Raw genomic sequence first — 19070 nt, forward strand, 5'->3', positions numbered from 1 at the left:
TAGGTGTTAAGATATGCAGAAGTGAAACCTTATTTCGCAATATCTGTTATCTCGTCCGAACGGTATACATGAAGCCCTACTGTATTCTGTTGAGCAACTCTATACATGGCTTCAGCTACATCCTTCGCTTTGATCGGACGATATTTCTTTAATTTGCCTGTAAGAAATATGGAGAATATTTTCATGGCAAAACTTAGTACTCTTTCTCCAAAGCGGAATTCTTTCCTGTTACCTTCCAACAACGATGGTCTGAATATGGATATAGACTGGAACGGCAATTTCCTTAGCTCTTCTTCGCACTTGCCTTTTATGCGTAAATAGAAGTTGCTCGATTCCGGATTAGCTCCAATTGCTGATATAATTGAGAATTGCTTTATACCATTCACAGCAGCTACCTTTGCAAATTGAAGAGGGTAGGTAAGGTCTACTTTTTTGAATGCTTCTTGGCTTCCGGCTTTTTTGATGGTCGTTCCCAAGCAGCAAAACATATCGTTTCCTTCCATATAATCCTTATACGATTCTACGTCGTCGAAGTCTACGATATGCTGAACCAGTTTGGGGTGCGATATTTTAGTCTCGCGACGTACAAAACATATCGTTTTATCGTAGATGTCACTATTTAATAGTATTCTCATTAGATGTGACCCCGTCAATCCGGTACTTCCTATCAATATTGCGGTTTTTGCCATCTCTTTATCCTTTTGCTTTTCTGTTTAATTATTCAAGGTCTACTACAGTAATTCCTGTTCCTCCAAATTGTACATGCTCATCCTGAAAATTTCGCACACCTTGAGCCGTACGGAGATAGTCTCGTATCATCTGTCTTAGTGCTCCCGTTCCCGTTCCGTGTAATATTCGTATTCGAGAAACCCCTACGAGCACTGCATCGTCTACAAAATACATGACTGCTTGCAGTGCCTCTTCGCCACGCATACCTCTCACATCTATATCTTGCTTGAAGTTGAGTTTCTTCTCTCGGAGATCGTCGCTGGCTGCTACGCTGATTGTAGTGCTGCGGTTTTCACGTTTTACTTGATTTTTACTTATATATTCAAGCGTTTCGAGTTTTACGGTCGATTTGATCATACCAAATGCAACTGTAGCGCTTCCTTTTTGTATATCAAGTACTTGTCCGATTGAAGTTTGTCCTTTGATGCGTACATTGTCTCCAATAGCGATTATTTGTTCTTTAATCTCTTTGGGTTGTTCGCTTTTTTTCTTGTTATTTTTTTCTTTCTCTTTTAACTTCTCTATTTTTTTAGAGATCTTATCATCCGAGAAATTTTTTTCGTTTTCTAATGACGATTTGAATTCGTTGAGAGTCAATCGGGCTTGCTTTGTCTTTTCCTTCTCGGCCTGCGATTCTCGAATTGTACGTATCGTATTCTCTATTTTGGCATTGGCATCAGATAAAACCCGTTCTGCATCGGCCTTAGCCTGACGGAGTATCTCTTTCCGTTGTTTTTCGACACTCAGCAGATCTGTTTCGTATGTTGTGGTAATCTCTTCAAGCCGTTTTTCTTTCTGACGGATGCTTTGGCGTTTAGTTTCCCAATATCGTTTATCTCTGACAATATCTTGGAGGTATTTGTCCATATTGATGTAGTCACTGCCTACTATTTCAGAAGCATCGGCAATTACATCTTCCGGCAAACCTATTTTTCGGGCTATTTCTATTGCAAAAGAACTTCCGGGGTTGCCGATAGATAAAGTGAACAGCGGTTGCATCAGGTGGCGATCGTATAGCATTGCCCCATTGATAACACCTTTATGTTCATTTGCATAATGTTTGAGGTTTTGGTAGTGAGTTGTGATTACACCAAAAGACTCTTTTTCATTAAAGCGTTTAAGCAGGGATTCTGCTATTGCGCCGCCGATTTGTGGTTCGGTTCCCCCTCCAAATTCGTCTATAAGTAAGATTGTTTTTTCATCGCAGTTTCTTACAAAAAACTTCATATTGGTTAGATGCGAACTGTATGTACTCAAATCATTTTCTATAGATTGTTCGTCACCTATATCTATAAATATATTGTTGAATATCCCTACTTTCGAATTTTCTGCTAAAGGTATCGGTATTCCGCATTGTACCATATATTGAAGTAGTCCCACTGTCTTTAGGCAAACGGATTTACCTCCTGCATTTGGTCCTGAAATAATGAGAATGCGATTGTCTTCCTCAAGTTCTATATCGAGAGGTACAATTTGCTTATTCTGTTTTCTGTGAGAAATAAATAGCAGAGGGTGCTTCGCTCTATACCATCTTATAATCTGCTTGTCTTCTATGCTTGGTTTTATAGCATCCAGATCGATGGCAAATGTAGCTTTGGCTCTTATAAAATCGATTGTAGCCAGAAATTCGTACGACTGCAATATGTCTGCTACCAGCGGGCGAAGTATATCGGTGAATGTTACCAGTATTTTTATTATCTCTCTGCGTTCTTCACTTTCCAGCTCTCTTATGCGGTTGTTGGCTTCTACTACTTCGGCAGGTTCTATAAATACAGTTTTGCCCGAAGCTGACTCATCATGTACAATCCCTTTTATCTTCCGCTTAAATGCCGGTGCTACGGGTATTACAAGACGTCCGTCACGCATGGTGGGAGTTACATCTTTTTCTACAAGCCCCTCGTTCTGAGCCGTGCGTAAGATCGCATTAAGGCTTCGAGATATCCCGCTCGAAACATGTGCTATATCTTTTCGTATGCGGCTTAGCTCAGCGGATGCATTATCCTTTATGCGCCCAAACTTATCTAGGATATTATCAATCTTACTTATTAGCTGGGGAAATATCGCAACTTCTCCGGCTAATGCATACAAGTATGGATAAGGGGTATTTTCTTCCTCTTCCTTTTTTAGGAAAAGAACAATGTCCCGTATTGTTTGTAACGATCTTCGTAAATCAAATAAGGCTGCTTCGTCTATCCATGTACCTTCTACCCGTATGTTGCGTAGAGCATGCCTCACGTCAAGAAAATAATTAGTAGGGAAGTTGTCTTCTTCGTTTATGATGCGCATAAATTCCTCGGTTTGAGACAACGATTCTGATATATGTATATAATCAGAAGAGAAGGCCAGATTGGTAACCTTTTCTTCCCCCAGTGGACTTAAGCATTTTGCTATGAGTAGTTGGCGGATTTTGTCAAATCCTATTTTATATTCAAAGTTTTCCGGATAAATCACAGCGCTATTATTAAAATAAAGTGCAAATATAGTGAAATAGATTAACTCATTCTGTATTCAAATTTTATAAAATGGGCTTATTCTTTTTGCAGAATATAAAAATTACTTTACTTTTGTGAAAATTAAAAGGGAGAGCTTTATTACAAACTCCTAGAAGGCTGTGGAATAGTACAAATGCCATCTATGTAAATAAAAAAGAGCTATACATAATTTACTGCTAAATATAAAAAGCCAGTTTTTTTAATAAATTTGTTATAGATTAGTAATAAATTATGCTAATAAGAGTTTCCTTTATATTCTGATCTTTAAAGTACTTTATACAATATATTCCAATGCAAGAGAGGAGTGACGAAGGATTTATTGGGCATTTATTATCCTGCAATGACTCTTATCTTTAAACTAACAAGTGTTTTTATCTCATTATCTGCTTGTGAAAGTAGGTTTGGGGTTTTGTCATTGATTACGCTCCTCTTGAGCATTGGTTTATCTTTTTCCTTTTTTTTATTAATCAGATGATTTTCATTGCGATGTGGCTTGTGGTGAGTGGTGCTCTTGCTTGTGTTGGTGAGGCTTGTTTTCTTGTTAGGGAAAGGTTCTTTTTTTATACTCATTCTAAATAAAGTCAGTTTTCCTTCTCTTTTTATATAAAAAATGCCCATCTTTGTGTCTCTAATTAAGTGAAAGATTTTTAGTATGCTTTTATCTGATTTGAACACGGGAGAGAAAGGTGTCATTGTACGCGTAAATGGAAGTGGTGCTTTTCGTAAACGTATTCTCGAAATGGGTTTTATAAAAGGAAAAACCATAAAGGTGATATTAAATGCTCCCCTCAAAGACCCTATTAAATATAAAATAATGGATTATGAGGTTTCGCTCCGAAGAAGCGAAGCTGCTCTAATCGAAGTTATATATCCTGATTCACATAAAGTAAGGGATGAGAATCTGTCGCACTCTGCGACGAACGAATCTTTAGGTTATTATTCCACCACGGAAGATGTGGTAACATCTTTGCGAAAACCGAATTCCGATTCGAAAAAAGTAATAAGGGTCGCATTGGTAGGTAATCCTAATGCCGGAAAAACTTCCCTCTTCAATATTGCTTCCGGAGCTCACGAACATGTAGGTAACTATGGTGGGGTAACCGTCGATTCGAAAGAAGGAAAGTTTAAGCATGGAGGCTATACTTTTAAAGTTGTAGACTTGCCCGGAACTTATTCGCTTTCGGCATATACTCCGGAGGAATTGTTTGTAAGACGACATATTGTAGAAGATAAACCCGATGTGGTTATTAATATTGTTGCTGCTTCCAATCTTGAGAGAAACCTGTATTTGACTACCGAGCTTATCGATATGGAGGTGTCTACGGTGATCGCTCTTAATATGTATGACGAACTATTAGAAACGGGTAGCGAATTTGATTATCAGAGCCTGTCTCAGATGATTGGTATTCCTATTGTTCCTACAGTTGCTAAAACGGGAGTAGGTATAGGTGATCTGTTCGATGCGGTGATACGTGTCTATGAAGAGAAAGAACCTATCGTTCGACGTGTACATATATATTATGGTAATGTTGTAGAAAATGCAATAAGCAAACTCAATATACTTCTTGAAAAGGAAAAAGAAACATCGTTGATTTTCCCTCGCCGTTATATTTCAACAAAATTGTTGGAAAAAGATAAAGATGTAGATGCCTATGTCGGTTCATTGTCAAATGCTGCGGATATCTATGCTCTGAGAGACAATGAGGTTAAATATATAGAAGATACACTAAAAGAAGATACCGAATCCGTGCTGACGAATGCCCGATATGGTTTTGTGGCAGGAGGGCTGAAACAGACACTCAAGGAAAAGCTTTTCGAGTCGGACGTAACCCGGATGATAGATGCAGTGGTTACTAATAAGTATATTGGATTCCCTGTGTTTTTCTTTTTTATGTGGGTGATGTTTGAATGTACATTCCGTTTGGGTGGATATCCTATGGAGTGGATTGAAAACGGGGTGGCAGTACTCGGTAATTTTATCCGTGGAAATATGGTTGACGGTATGCTTAAAGACTTAATTGTTGATGGTATTATCGGCGGTGTTGGCGGTGTAATAGTTTTTCTTCCCAATATATTGATTCTATATGCTTTTATTTCCTTTATGGAAGACTCCGGCTATATGGCTCGGGCAGCTTTTATAATGGATAAGGTGATGCATAAAATGGGATTGCATGGAAAATCTTTTATTCCATTGGTTATGGGATTTGGTTGCAATGTGCCCGCGATACTTGCTACAAGAACTATCGAAAGCCGTAATAGTCGGATGATAACTATGTTAGTTAATCCGTTTATGTCTTGTAGTGCACGATTGCCTGTGTATTTGTTGTTTGTAGGAGTTTTCTTTAAGTCGTATGCAAGCTTTGCCTTATTTGGTTTGTATTTTACGGGGATTCTATTGGCTGTGATTTCTGCCCGCTTATTTAAGCGTTTTCTTTTTCCGAAGGAAGATACCCCATTTGTAATGGAATTACCTCCTTACCGTATGCCTACAATTAAGTCGGTGACTATACATATGTGGGATAAATCTCAGCAGTATTTGCGAAAAATGGGAGGTGTCATTTTGGTTGCATCTATTATCATCTGGTTCTTAGGTTATTTTCCACGAGATAAAGAACGGGAGTTGAAATATGATAATATGATAACTCAGGTTGAGCAGCAAGAAGGGTTGGGGGATGAAGAAAAGAGTGCTCAGATTGAAGAAATAGAAGAGGGTAGAAATACGGAGCATCAAGAAGAGTCGTATATTGGTCGTGTAGGTAAAGCTATCGAACCTGTGATGAGGCCTCTCGGTTTTGATTGGAAGATAAGTGTTAGTCTTCTTTCAGGTATGGCGGCCAAGGAGGTTGTGGTGAGTACTTTAGGTGTATTATATACGGGGAGCTCTGAAGATCAGGAATCGCTGGAAGTTCGTCTTTTAGCAGATAGGCAAGTAGATGGAAGCACAACATTTACTCCGTTGGTAGTTGTCAGTTTGCTGCTTTTTGTGCTGATTTACTTTCCATGTGTCGCAACTATTGCTGCTATAAAAGAAGAATCCGGCTCTTGGAAATGGGGTGTTTTTAGTATTGTTTACACAACTTTACTAGCCTGGCTTATTTCTTTTGTAGTGTATCAAATTGGATGTTTGTTCTGATTTTCTGCTGTTTTCTTTCTTTTTTATTCTATTGTTTCTTATTGTAATAATTATAATATGTAAAGGGCGGCTTTGGTTGCTCTTTTCTTTTTTTTTGAAAAAGTTATAATTAAATGTTAAATCTCTCCTTTTTTAAGATAATAAAGGCTTTGTTTTTTGAGCGTTTTTTTTGTATATAGCTTCTGTGTGGTTTCAATATGTAATGTATTTAACATTTGTATTGCTTGTATATGTTTGTAAATCTGCATTTAATTGTGTTTGTTCTTTCAAAATGACAAAATTTGTATAATTTAATCTAAGATTTGTTTTTTCGTGAAAATTGCCTAATTTTGTATATCAAAAAACAAACTGATGCTAAAAAGTCTGATATTGCATCAAAGTGTTAGCATCGGGATGAAGTTTTAATTTAGAAATTAAAGTAGTGTTTGTATGATGAAAAGAGTGATGTTAATTCTATCCTGCTTATTTATAAGCATAGGATTTATTACAGCACAAACAACTCGCGTAACCGGTGTTGTCGTGGACAATGTAGGAGAGCCAGTTATTAGTGCTTCAGTCGTAGTAAAAGGGACTACCGTTGGTGTTTCGACTGATTTGGATGGTAATTTTTCGATAAATGTACCTGAGGGTAAAAATACATTAGTATTTTCTCTTATCGGAATGAAAACAGTGGAAGTTAAGATTTCTCAAAATATGAGAGTCGTTATGGAGAACGATGAACATATTTTGGGTGATGTCGTTGTTACGGCATTAGGTATTACAAGAGATAAGAAAGCGTTAGGCTATGCTACTCAAGATGTAAAATCCGACAAGCTGAATATGACGGGTAATACAGACTTAACTAAATCTCTACAAGGTAAGGTTGTAGGTGTAGATTTGAAAAACTCTAGTGGTATGCCTGGAGCATCATCTCAAGTCGTTATCCGTGGAGCTCGTTCTTTTGATGGTGATAATACTCCGCTTTATGTTGTTGATGGTATGCCGATTGCAAGTACATCTTATTACGATACAGGTAATAGTGTTAGTGGTTCAGACGTTGCAAATAGAGCGTTGGATATCGACCCTAATGATATTGAGTCTGTTAATATATTGAGAGGTCAAGCCGCTGCAGCTCTTTACGGACTTCGCGCATCTAACGGTGCTGTGATTATCACAACTAAAAGTGGAAAAGGTAAAACGATTGGTAAAACAAATATAAGCTTAACGCAAACTGTTGCTTTTGATGTTGTATCTCGTACTCCTGACTATCAAACAACTTGGGCTCAAGGGATGAGAGGAGTATATGCTTCGAGCAAGTCAAATGATAATTCTCATGCATCTATGGCATGGGGGCCTAAAATCTCAGATTTACCTAATGACCCTCTTTATGGTGGTAATGGTAAAGGACATGATGGGAAATATCAAGTTCCTCAATTAATAGAGGGCGGATATGCACCTGAAGATGCTTGGGTAACACCTGGAGTTTATGATAATTGGAATGACTATTTCAGAACAGGTGTTCAGTCTACAACATCGGTTCTAGTTAGCCGAGCTGAAAATACTGGGACTTTTGCTGTTGGTATTTCTTATACAGATCAATCTGGTATAGCATTGAAAACAGGTCTAGAGAAATGGAATGCGAAAGCTAATGGAGATAAAAAATTGAATGATCATTTTACAGTAGGTTTTTCTGCTAATTTCTCCAAAAATAGTGTAGATAAATTATCTGGTGCAAATGATGGTTCCTTAGCGGGAGTAATGGGCGCACCTGCCAGTTATAATCTTAAAGGAATGCCTTATCGTACAGCAAGTGATCCGTATAAACAAGTTTATTATCGCAGCTTAACTTTTGATAACCCTTATTGGATACAATATAATAATACGTTTTCGGAAAATACAAATCGTTTCTTTGGAAATTTATTTGGTCAATATGAAACTAAATTAGCTGATGATCATAAGATTACCCTTAAATATCAATTGGGTGCGGATACTTATACCACTCATTATCAAGATGTCTTTGGTTATGGTCATGCTGGTAAAACAGGTACAATAGATAATTATGGTATAACTCAATTTACTTATAACTCTTTGTTTACCGCAGTTTATGATTGGAAAATTTCAAATGATTTAGACTTTAACTTTATAGCAGGGAATGAATTAAATCATACTAATAATAAGTCTTATAGCGAATATGGTGAAAACTTTAATTTTGGTGGTTGGAATCATATTGGGAATGCTAATACAGTTACTGCAAGTGAAGGACAAAGTCAGGAGCGTACAGTGGGCTTTTTTGGAAGTATGTCACTTTCTTATCTGAATATGTTGTATTTTAATGCAACTGCTCGTCAGGATATCGCCTCTACTATGCCTCCCAAAAATAGAACATTTTTCTATCCGTCTGTATCGTTAGGATTTGTGTTTACAGAACTAGAACCTTTCAAGAACCAAAATGTACTTAGCTTTGGTAAAATTAGAGGTTCTTATGCAGAAGTAGGTCAGGCAAGCTCTAGATATATGAATAATTATTACTACCGTCCTACTTATGGCGGTGGATTTTGGCAAGGACAACCTATTGTTTATCCTGTAGATAATGTAAGTGGTTATGCGCAGTATCCTAATCTGTATGACCCTAATCTGAAACCGCAAAATACAAAATCATGGGAAATAGGCTTGCAATTGAATTTCCTTCAAGATAGAATAAGTCTTGATTATACTTTTGCTAACCAAAATACTGTCGATCAGATATTTCCGGTTCCTCTTCCTGGATCTACAGGTGCATCATCACTTATAACTAATGGTGGACAGATGAAATCTACTTCTCATGAGCTTATGTTAAATGTAACTCCAATACTCATGAAAGATTTCCGTTGGGATATAAATCTGAATTATTCGAAATTGGATAATAAAGTAGTTTCATTGCGTGAAGGTGTTGAATCTATTATGCTTGGAGGATTTGTAACACCTCAGGTTCGTGCAGGTATAAACTCTACATATCCTGTTATTTATGGAGTTCAATATAAAAAAGATAAAGAAGGACGTATATTAGTGGACGAAGATCCAAATAGTGTTACTTACGGTATGCCGATGGCCGGGGAACCTGGAGTAATAGGAAAGGTTTCTCCTGATTTTATTTTGGGTGGAGGAACAACGTTGACCTATAAGTCTATTTCGTTAGGAGTAGTGTTCGAATGGAAAAATGGTGGTCAAATGTATTCAGGTATGAATGGTTTGATGGATACATATGGTGTTTCTAAGAGAACTGAAGATAGAACTTCTACTTTTATTTTCAAAGGCTATAAAGCAGACGGAACTCCTAATGATATTGTTAGAGGTGGTGCTAATGATAAGAATGCTTATCAAACTTTATATTCTGATGTACTTTCCAATATTGATGAATCATTTATATATGGTAACTCATTTTTAAAATTAAGGGAGATTTCTCTAAGATATGCTCTTCCTAAATCAGTATTCTCGAAAGCTGATGTTGCTCTTTCTGCTTTTGCTCGTAATATTTTGCTTTGGACAGAATTACCGAATGCAGATCCTGAAAGTTCACAAGGTAACAACAATATGATGGGTGCATTTGAACGCTTCTCGTTACCCCAAACTACTAGCTTTGGTTTTAGTGTTAATGTAAATTTCTAAAGATAGATAAGATATGAAAAATAGAAATTTTTTACTTATATTATTGATGTCATTGGGGTTGTTTTCTTGTACCGAAAGTATCATGCAAGATATTAACGAGGACAAAAATCACCCTGCCGATATGGCTTCAAAATTTATAATTACGGATGTAATTAATAATACATCTTTTAGTGTAATAGGCTCTGACTTCTCATTTTACGCTTCAGTATATGTCGAATATAATGTAGGAGTGCATGGCCAAATGTATAATGCTGAGATTAGAATTGGTGAACCAACAAGTGCAACTACCTATAATAATAGCTGGAATAATGTCTATTCTAATTTGTTGAACTTGAAGAAAGTTATAGAGAAATGTTCGCCTGGAGGCTCTGAAGAAAGTGATACAGCAGTTTTAGGGATAGCACAGGTTTTAAGTGCCTATAATTTGGCTACATTAACAGATCTAATGGGTGATGTGCCTTGGACAGAAGCATTACAGCCAGGTGTTATTTGGACTCCAGTTCTAGACAAACAACAAAGTTTGTATGAGGTTATAAATAAATTAATAACTGATGGTATAGCTAACCTTGAAAAAACATCAAGTGTTCCGGTTATTGGAACTCAGGATCCTATTTATAAGGGTGTAGCAAGTAATTGGGTTAAATTTGCTTACGGATTAAAGGCACGTCTAGCAATGCGTTTGTCGAAAGTTAAACCTGATTATGACGCTGTAATTGATGCAGCAAATAAATCTTTTACGGCAAAAGGAGAAGAGGCATTATTTAAATGTGGAACTATTAAAAATCCATTTAGTATCTTTCTAACAGATAGAAAAGCTATGGGGGCAAGTCAAAGCTTACATGATAAGCTTGTTGCAAAAAATGACCCACGTGATGGAAAGTTCTTTAAACCTTATCCGGGTACAAGTGAATTAATTTTTGCTCCGAATGGTAACCCTAATCAGGTACAGGGATCATATGGTGTGTCAGCTCTCTCTACATCTACTCCTACAGCTCCAATTTATTTGATGAGTTATCATGAACTTGAATTCCTAAAAGCAGAAGCTTACGCGCGTAAAGAAGATCTTATAAATGCAAAAATTCATTTAAAGAATGCTGTAATTACAGCCTTTACAAATGTTGGAATTGACGCTGAAGATGCAACTGATTATTATACAGCTTCTATTGAACCAAAACTTAAAAATCCGGCAGATGCATTAAAAGAGATTATGATGCAAAAATATCTAGGATTATTTGAAGGCGAATCACTTGAAACTTATAATGATATTAGACGTCTAAAAGCAATGGGAGAAGGTGATTTTATACCATTGGCTAATACAAAAAATTTCCCTCTTAGATTTACTTACGGGGCTGAGGATGTGACGACAAATAAAAATGTTGCAGAAGCTTACGGTGACGGAAGTTATGTGTATACGGAAAATGTATGGTGGGCTGGAGGCTCCCGTTAAATGCGTAATTTAAATTAATTAGATTGATTATGAAAATATATATTTATGCAATAGTGACTGTTTTATTATTAGTTACAAGTTGCAAAGATCATAACGATAATTTAGTAGAGGAAAGAGGTACATATGTTGTACCAGTATTATCTGAGCCTTCCCCTGGTTATTTTACTGATAATCTTGAAAAAAGTTACGTTCAGTTTGATTTATCTTTACCGGAAGGAGAAAAAATTGATAAAGCTGAAATAGAAGTGACCCATGGAGATAAAAGTGCTATCTTAAAAGAGGTGTCTATTCCATCTACTGGAGTAAAAGTTACAGCAACAGAAGTGCTTAATGCCCTGAAAATGCCTGTGAGCGATTATAAATTAGGTGAGACTTTCAATTTGTATATTCTTACAACTAAAGGAGGAGTAGTGACTCGTTCGGTAGCGACATTTCCTATTGCTGTTGTCTGTTACTTTGATCCGGTAATGTTACTAGGTTCATTTGAATTTAAGTCTGACGACTGGGGAGTAGCTGGTAGTGTAACAATGGTTGCTGATGCCAATGACCCATATAAGATTTACATCGAAGGATATCCTCAGGCTGAAGGGCTTACAGGAAATGGAAACAGAATAACACTAAATGTTAATCCAAGTAATTTTAGTATAACTGGACCAAAGGTAGTTTTAGCTGATAACCTAGCCGAATGGGATCTAACTTATACCAATTATGCTTATGAACCAGTCTCTGGAAAATATAGTGCTTGTGATGATGCTTATACTGTTACATTTGCAATATCTGTTGCACAAGGTTCATTTGGAAATAACGTATTTACATTTAAGAGAGGAGCAAAATAACTCTCAATTTGTAAATTGAATTAGCAGCCCTAAAGAAGTATTATGTATAGTACTTTTTTAGGGCTTGTTTTTATTCCGTTAATCTGATGTGAAGAAATCGAATGTCTTCTTCTGTCTTTACATCCTTTTTTATGTCTTTTAACCTCTCTTTAACGTCAACTTTCTTTTATCTTATGTAACTTTGTTTTCAGAAACGGAGGATAAATATATGTTTCAAGAAATTATTGTTGGTATTATAGGCCTATCTGTTGCCTTGCTTGTATTGTTTAAAATTTACGGATTCTTTTTTTCTAAGAATGAGCAAAAAGGTAGCTGCGGATGTTCGGGATGTGGCTGTAGTACGAAGCAAAAACAAGTAAAATATTGAGGTTTTATTTGGAGTGAAGGATAAATATTCATATATTTGATATAAAGATTTAAGTCGTGTTGGTCGATTGGGAAGCTCATCAATTAAAAAATGACCGAGACAAGCTTTTGATTCTAATGGCGGGCCACACCTTCGGGTTGCTTAGCGCGGTGGATTACAAAGGGATCGAAGCACTCAAATCCTGTTTTACGGAGTTTCGGTATATCCACCAATACGACTTTCTATACAAAAGGAGTTACTTTCATTAAGTAGCTCCTTTTTGCGTTATAAAACGTTCTTTATTTTTATTTCATATTTTCTTTATGGTATAATTTCTTTTGTTATTTCTATTAATTGTATATTTGTAACCGAATAATATTGATTGTTGTTATTTATATCAAACAAAAATGGACACTTTAGAGAAACTGACCGCTGAAAAATTACTTAGTATTAGGGCTATTAAACTGCAACCTTCAAACCCTTTTACATGGGCGTCAGGATGGAAATCACCTATTTATTGTGATAATCGTAAGTTGATATCGTATCCTCGCATACGTACTTTTATTAAAACCGAATTATCTCGTCTTATTCTCGAAAATTTTCAGGAGGCTGATGCCATAGCAGGAGTTGCTACAGGAGCTATCGCACCCGGAGTTTTAGTTGCTGATGCATTAGGTTTGCCGTTTGTTTACATACGGGCTACACCTAAAGATCACGGATTGGAAAATCTTATAGAGGGTGAGTTGAAACCGGGGAGTAAAGTTGTAGTAGTAGAGGATCTTATATCTACAGGATCGAGTAGTCTTAAAGCAGTAGAGGCGATTCGTCGCGATAGCTCTGAGGTAATTGGAATGGTTGCTAATTTTACATATGGTTTTCCTGTTGCAACAGAAAATTTCAAAAAAGCTGATGTGAAGCTAATTACTCTTACCGATTACGATGCTGTCCTAAAAGAGGCTTTACGCATAGAATATATCGCCGAGTCTGATCTGGATACATTACAGGAATGGAGAAAGTCTCCGGCAGATTGGAAATAATCCATAATATATAATGGCTGAATTTGTAAGTGAAGTAAAAACTATTCCGCATTCTGATGCGGATATATATACAGTGCTTTCCGATTTGAACAATCTGGAACTGGCTAAAGATAAGATACCACAGAATATGGTCAAAGATTTGTCTTTTGATCAGGATTCGTGTACCGTTACTGTTGATCCGGTCGGAAAAATACGTTTTGTTGTGGTTGAACGTGACCCCAATAAAACAATAAAATTTCAGGCAGAGCAATTGCCTTTTGATGTCACGATGTGGATACAATTAAAATCCTCTGCTGATGACGAAACTAAGATGAAGCTCACGATTAAAGCTGATTTGAATCCTTTCTTGAAACCGATGGTTTCTAAACCATTGCAGGCAGGATTAGATAAGGTAGCCGAAAGCCTTTCTGCTTTACCTTATGCTGATATTTTGAATAAAGGAAGAATAGAGGAATAGCCAATGAAACTTTGGGAAAAAAGCGTTCAAGTAAATAAAGATGTAGAGTCTTATACCGTTGGACGAGACAGGGAGTTGGATGTATATCTTGCTCCTTATGATGTTTTAGGCTCTATGGCTCACATCACCATGTTAGAGTCTGTTGGGTTGTTGACAAAAGAAGAACTGGCTGTTTTAATCAAAGAGCTGAAAGGAATATATAAACAGGCAGTTTCCGGCGAATTCGTAATAGAGGATGGCATCGAAGATGTGCATTCTCAGGTAGAACTTATGCTTACCCGTAAGCTGGGAGATGTTGGTAAAAAGATCCATAGTGGTCGTTCCCGTAACGATCAGGTACTCATTGATCTGAAACTTTTTACCCGTGATCAGATTCATTCTCTCGTAAATTCTGTTACGAAACTAATCGATGTTCTTTTGCTGCAAAGTGAGAAATACAAAAACATCCTCATGCCCGGCTATACGCACTTGCAGATAGCTATGCCTTCATCTTTTGGACTATGGTTTGGTTCTTATGCCGAAAGTCTTGTAGATGACCTTCAGTTACTCTTGGCTGCATATCGAATATGCAATCGGAATCCACTCGGATCGGCGGCAGGATATGGATCTTCATTTCCCCTCAATCGTCAGATGACAACCGATTTGTTAGGTTTTGACTCCATGAATTATAACGTTGTTTATGCACAGATGGGACGTGGTAAGATGGAGCGTGTAGTCGCTTTTGCCATAGCTAACATTGCTGCAACATTATCTAAATTGTCGTATGATGCATGCTTATACAACAGTCAGAATTTTGGATTTATTAAATTGCCTGACGAGTATACTACAGGATCGAGCATAATGCCTCACAAGAAGAATCCTGATGTATTTGAACTTACACGGGCAAAATGCAATAAGTTGCAAGGCTTGCCGAACAATATAACGTTAATTACCAATAATCTTCCATCCGGATATTTCAGAGATTTACAAATTATAAAAGAGTTATTTATTCCTTCATTTGAAGAAATGAATGATTGTTTGCAGATGGTTGCGCAAATGATGGGTGAAGTGAAGATAAACGAACATATACTGGATGATCCTAAATATCTTTTGATATTCAGTGTCGAAGAAGTTAACAGGCTGGTTCTGGAGGGTGTTCCTTTCCGTGATGCTTATAAGCAAGTTGGACTGGAAATAGAAAAAGGGAATTTTAGTCACAATAAAGAAGTACATCATACGCATGAAGGTAGTATTGGTAACCTGTGCAATGATCGTATTGATATACTCAAGCAGCAGATTGTAGATCAATTCGAATTTGAGAAAGTGATATCTGCTGAGACAAAATTACTTGGAGAGAATTGAATTCTTTACCAAATAAGTTTTAATGCATAGCTTAATATTTATATATGAAAGAATCTGAAATAATCCTGGCGAGCTTGTCAGGAGAGGATAAGCCCGGGGTTACTGCAGCCTTGACTGCGGTTTTAGCAGATCACAATGCCAATATACTTGATATAGGGCAGGCTAATATACATCATTCTCTTTCTTTGGCAATTATGTTTGAAGCAACGAATGCCGGAGACGTTATAAAAGATTTGCTTTTTAAAGCTACGGAGTTGGGTGTTGTTATCCGATTCTCACCCATCAGTAAGGACAATTATACCCGCTGGGTGAATCTTCAGGGAACAAAGAATAGATATATAGTTACAGTTCTGGGACGTGTTTTAGACCCTTCTCATATTTCGGCTGTAGCACAGGTGAGTCAGAAACATAAATTAAATATCGAAAAGATAATACGTCTGACAGGTCGTGTGCCATTGGCTGCTTCGGAGCGCCCAAGCCGTTCATGTATTGAATTGTCAATCAGAGGAACTGTAGATGATGTAGATGCCCTGAAGCATGACTTTATGAAACTTGCCGATGATATGGGGATTGATATTGCTTTTCAGGTAGAAAATATGTATCGCCGTATGCGTCGTTTGGTTTGCTTTGATATGGACTCTACATTGATTCAGACTGAAGTTATTGATGAGCTTGCCGAACGTGCAGGAGTGGGAGATGAAGTAAAAGCTATTACCGAAGCTGCTATGCGAGGAGAAATAGATTTTAGTGAAAGCTTTAAGAAACGTGTAAGCTTGTTGAAAGGTTTGGATGAGTCTGTTATGCAGGATATTGCCGAGAATTTGCCTGTAACAGAAGGAATGACACGCCTTATCCGCATATTGAAGAAGAGCGGATGTAAGCTCGCTATATTATCCGGCGGATTTACTTATTTTGGAAATTATCTGAAAGATAAGTATGGTTTCGACTATGTTTATGCAAATGAATTGGAGATTGAAAATGGTAAGTTGACTGGTAATTATGTAGGCGATATAGTGGATGGTAAGCGTAAAGCCGAGTTACTTCGTTTGTTGGCACAAGTAGAAAAGGTTGATATTCGTCAGACTGTAGCAGTAGGAGATGGGGCCAATGACCTTCCTATGCTGAATATTGCAGGACTAGGTATTGCTTTTCATGCTAAACCAAAAGTGAAAGCAAATGCGAAACAATCTTTATCCAATGTAGGTCTCGATGGCATCTTGTATTTCTTGGGTTATAGAGATTCTATGCTCGAAGGAGAGAAGTAAACAAATACAAAATATAAATTTTAATAGGCTGTCTTACAAGAGATAGCCTATTTTTTTAGTATTAACACGGATGTTCGTGATGTTTTATCTTTATTTGATAAATATGTAATATCTAATTGGTAGAAGTCTGAAAATATATGGAACGTGATTTTTTGCACAGAAAAGATATATAGGAACTTTTTTCCGTATCAAGTATAACTTTTAGATATTTTGGGATTATAATAATATCTGAAAGGAGTTATACCCAATAACCGCGCTATCCAAAATCCACTTTCACAAGCGGAAATTTAAATCTGTAAGGTCGGTAATAAATAAGGAGACTTACTCGGATATTGGGGGTTACAAATGCCCAGAACACCCTAAATAACTCCTTCCTGATATTCTATCATTTTCCTATCTTTATAAACAGGAAAATATATATTTATGCCACATTATTGGCAAAATTTTACTATTGTGTGTTAGCTACACATCTGTAGCCAATACAAATATAGGCAAATATTTGATATTAACGATAGTAGTTGTGTTAAAAATACACGAAGGTGTTAATGAAATGGAAAAATGATAGGTTTACCGTGTTTGTTTCTGTTGTTTAAGGTTGTTGTTGATGTAAAAAAGCGATAATTCAGAACGAATTATCGCTTTTAGATATATGTTAATTATTTGTACATCTTGTTTCGTAATGATTTTATATCCTCCGAAGTGATGTAGTCATCATAATCCATGATCTTGTCGATAATTCCGTTCGGTGTCAATTCTATTACACGATTACAGACAGTTTGTATAAATTCGTGGTCGTGCGACGCCATCAATACATTCCCTTTAAACTGAATGAGTGTATTGTTGAAAGCCTGTATCGATTCCAAATCTAAATGGTTGGTAGGTGAGTCGAGAACAAGGCAGTTTGCGCTCTTTAACATCATGCGTGCTATCATACAGCGCATTTTTTCGCCCCCTGAGAGTACTTTTGTGTTTTTTAGTACTTCTTCACCCGAAAATAGCATTCTACCCAAAAATCCCTTTATATAGATTTCGCTTGTGTCATCAGAAAATTGTGATAGCCAGTCGATCAGATTCAGATCTTCTTTAAAATAATCACTGTTATCCAATGGTAGATAAGCGTTGGTAATAGTTTGTCCCCAGCTGAATGTTCCAGCATCAGGCTTAGCATACTCATTTATTATCTCAAAGAAAGCAGTCATTGCACGCGGATCTTTCGAAAGGAAGATAACCTTGTCGTCTTTTTCTATGTTGAAGCTGACATTGTTGAATAATACTTTCCCTTCTATCGATTTGCTCAGCCCGTTTACCTCCAATATCTTATTTCCGGGCTCACGATCAGGTGTGAAGATGATTCCCGGATACTTGCGAGACGATGGCTTAATTTCTTCAATATTAAGCTTTTCAAGCATCTTCTTACGGCTGGTGGTTTGCTTCGACTTGGCTACATTGGCACTGAATCGACGAATAAATTCTTCCAGTTCTTTTTTCTTTTCTTCAGCTTTTTTATTCTGTTGCTGTTGCTGACGCAAAGCTAATTGGCTCGATTCGTACCAGAAGCTATAGTTACCCGCAAACATAGTTACTTTACCAAAGTCTATATCTACAGTATGTGTACACACAGAGTCTAAAAAGTGACGGTCGTGCGACACAATCAATATTGTATTCTCTGCATTTGCCAGATAGTTTTCCAACCACATTACAGTTTCAATATCAAGGTCGTTGGTAGGCTCATCGAGAAGCAGGTTGTCAGGGTTGCCAAACAAGGCACGTGCTAACAAAATACGTACTTTTTGCTTACCGCTCATATCGCCCATCATCTGATAGTGCAAATCCTCGGTTACGCCAAGTCCGCTAAGTAGCATTGCTGCGTCATTCTCTGCATTCCATCCCTCAAGTTCGGCAAATCGTTCTTCAAGCTCCGATGCTCTGATACCATCTGCATCCGAAAAATCTTCTTTAGCATACAGAGTATCTTTTTCTTGCATAATACTCCATAGCGTACTGTGCCCTTGCAGAACGGTGTTCATTACCGTTTGATCATCAAACGCAAAGTGATCTTGAGACAATACAGAGAGACGCTCACCCGGTCCTAAAGAAAACGTTCCGGTTGTAGCATCTTTTTCGCCACTAAGTATTTTGAGAAGTGTAGATTTCCCTGCGCCATTAGCGCCGATTATACCATAGCAATTGCCACTTGTAAATTTAAGATTCACGTCTTGGAAAAGTACTCTTTTTCCAAACTGAATCCCTAGATTAGAAACTGTTATCATTATTATTATTCAATTACAGATTATATACGATATAGGATAATATCTCATTACCCAAATGCGGGCACAAAGGTACAAATTATTGGCTGATAATCA

Annotated in this window: 12 protein-coding genes; 8 read left to right on the plus strand and 4 right to left on the minus strand. The window is 37.0% G+C overall.

The genetic code is table 11. The features are described from left to right. Positions 1-29 precede the first annotated feature (29 nt). The 3 genes from E4T88_RS07890 to E4T88_RS07900 all read right to left on the minus strand — a co-directional run bounded on the left by E4T88_RS07890 (position 30) and on the right by E4T88_RS07900 (position 3839). A complete protein-coding gene (locus E4T88_RS07890; protein WP_135104914.1) occupies positions 30-689 on the minus strand; it encodes an oxidoreductase in 660 nt (219 codons plus the stop codon). A 28-nt stretch (positions 690-717) separates the two neighbouring features. After that, entirely contained in the window at positions 718-3180 is a 2463-nt protein-coding gene (locus E4T88_RS07895; protein ID WP_135104915.1) for an endonuclease MutS2, read from the minus strand. Between the two features lie 371 nt (positions 3181-3551). Next, positions 3552-3839, minus strand: coding sequence for a hypothetical protein (locus E4T88_RS07900; RefSeq protein ID WP_135104916.1), 288 nt, complete (start codon positions 3837-3839; stop codon positions 3552-3554). Between the two features lie 34 nt (positions 3840-3873). On the opposite strand from E4T88_RS07900, the gene feoB reads away from it, so the two are divergent. The 8 genes from feoB to serB all read left to right on the plus strand — a co-directional run bounded on the left by feoB (position 3874) and on the right by serB (position 16707). Continuing rightward, positions 3874-6354 carry a ferrous iron transport protein B gene (feoB, locus tag E4T88_RS07905; RefSeq protein ID WP_135104917.1) on the plus strand — a complete coding sequence of 827 codons (2481 nt, stop codon included), beginning with the start codon at positions 3874-3876 and terminating at the stop codon, positions 6352-6354. Between the two features lie 429 nt (positions 6355-6783). Then, positions 6784-9978, plus strand: a complete 3195-nt coding sequence (locus E4T88_RS07910) for a SusC/RagA family TonB-linked outer membrane protein (protein ID WP_135104918.1) — start codon at positions 6784-6786, stop codon at positions 9976-9978. Positions 9979-9991: 13 nt separating this feature from the next. Beyond that, positions 9992-11425 (plus strand): SusD/RagB family nutrient-binding outer membrane lipoprotein, encoded by a 1434-nt coding sequence (locus E4T88_RS07915; RefSeq protein ID WP_135104919.1) that lies wholly within the window; start codon positions 9992-9994, stop codon positions 11423-11425. Positions 11426-11454: 29 nt separating this feature from the next. Then, complete coding sequence (locus tag E4T88_RS07920) at positions 11455-12261, plus strand: hypothetical protein (protein ID WP_135104920.1); 807 nt, start codon at positions 11455-11457, stop codon at positions 12259-12261. Between the two features lie 753 nt (positions 12262-13014). After that, on the plus strand, positions 13015-13644 hold the full coding sequence (gene pyrE / locus E4T88_RS07925; protein WP_006843174.1) for an orotate phosphoribosyltransferase: 630 nt from the start codon (positions 13015-13017) through the stop codon (positions 13642-13644). Positions 13645-13657: 13 nt separating this feature from the next. Next, positions 13658-14101 (plus strand): SRPBCC family protein, encoded by a 444-nt coding sequence (locus tag E4T88_RS07930; RefSeq protein WP_135104921.1) that lies wholly within the window; start codon positions 13658-13660, stop codon positions 14099-14101. A gap of 3 nt (positions 14102-14104) precedes the next feature. Continuing rightward, entirely contained in the window at positions 14105-15442 is a 1338-nt protein-coding gene (gene argH, locus E4T88_RS07935) for an argininosuccinate lyase (RefSeq protein ID WP_135104922.1), read from the plus strand. Positions 15443-15486: 44 nt separating this feature from the next. Continuing rightward, positions 15487-16707, plus strand: a complete 1221-nt coding sequence (gene serB, locus E4T88_RS07940; protein WP_135104923.1) for a phosphoserine phosphatase SerB — start codon at positions 15487-15489, stop codon at positions 16705-16707. A 656-nt stretch (positions 16708-17363) separates the two neighbouring features. Here serB and E4T88_RS07945 read toward each other — a convergent pair. Then, positions 17364-18977 (minus strand): ABC-F family ATP-binding cassette domain-containing protein, encoded by a 1614-nt coding sequence (locus E4T88_RS07945; RefSeq protein WP_135104924.1) that lies wholly within the window; start codon positions 18975-18977, stop codon positions 17364-17366. Positions 18978-19070 lie beyond the last annotated feature (93 nt).

Origin of the sequence: Dysgonomonas mossii (assembly GCF_004569505.1) — a bacterium.
GTDB lineage: Bacteria > Bacteroidota > Bacteroidia > Bacteroidales > Dysgonomonadaceae > Dysgonomonas.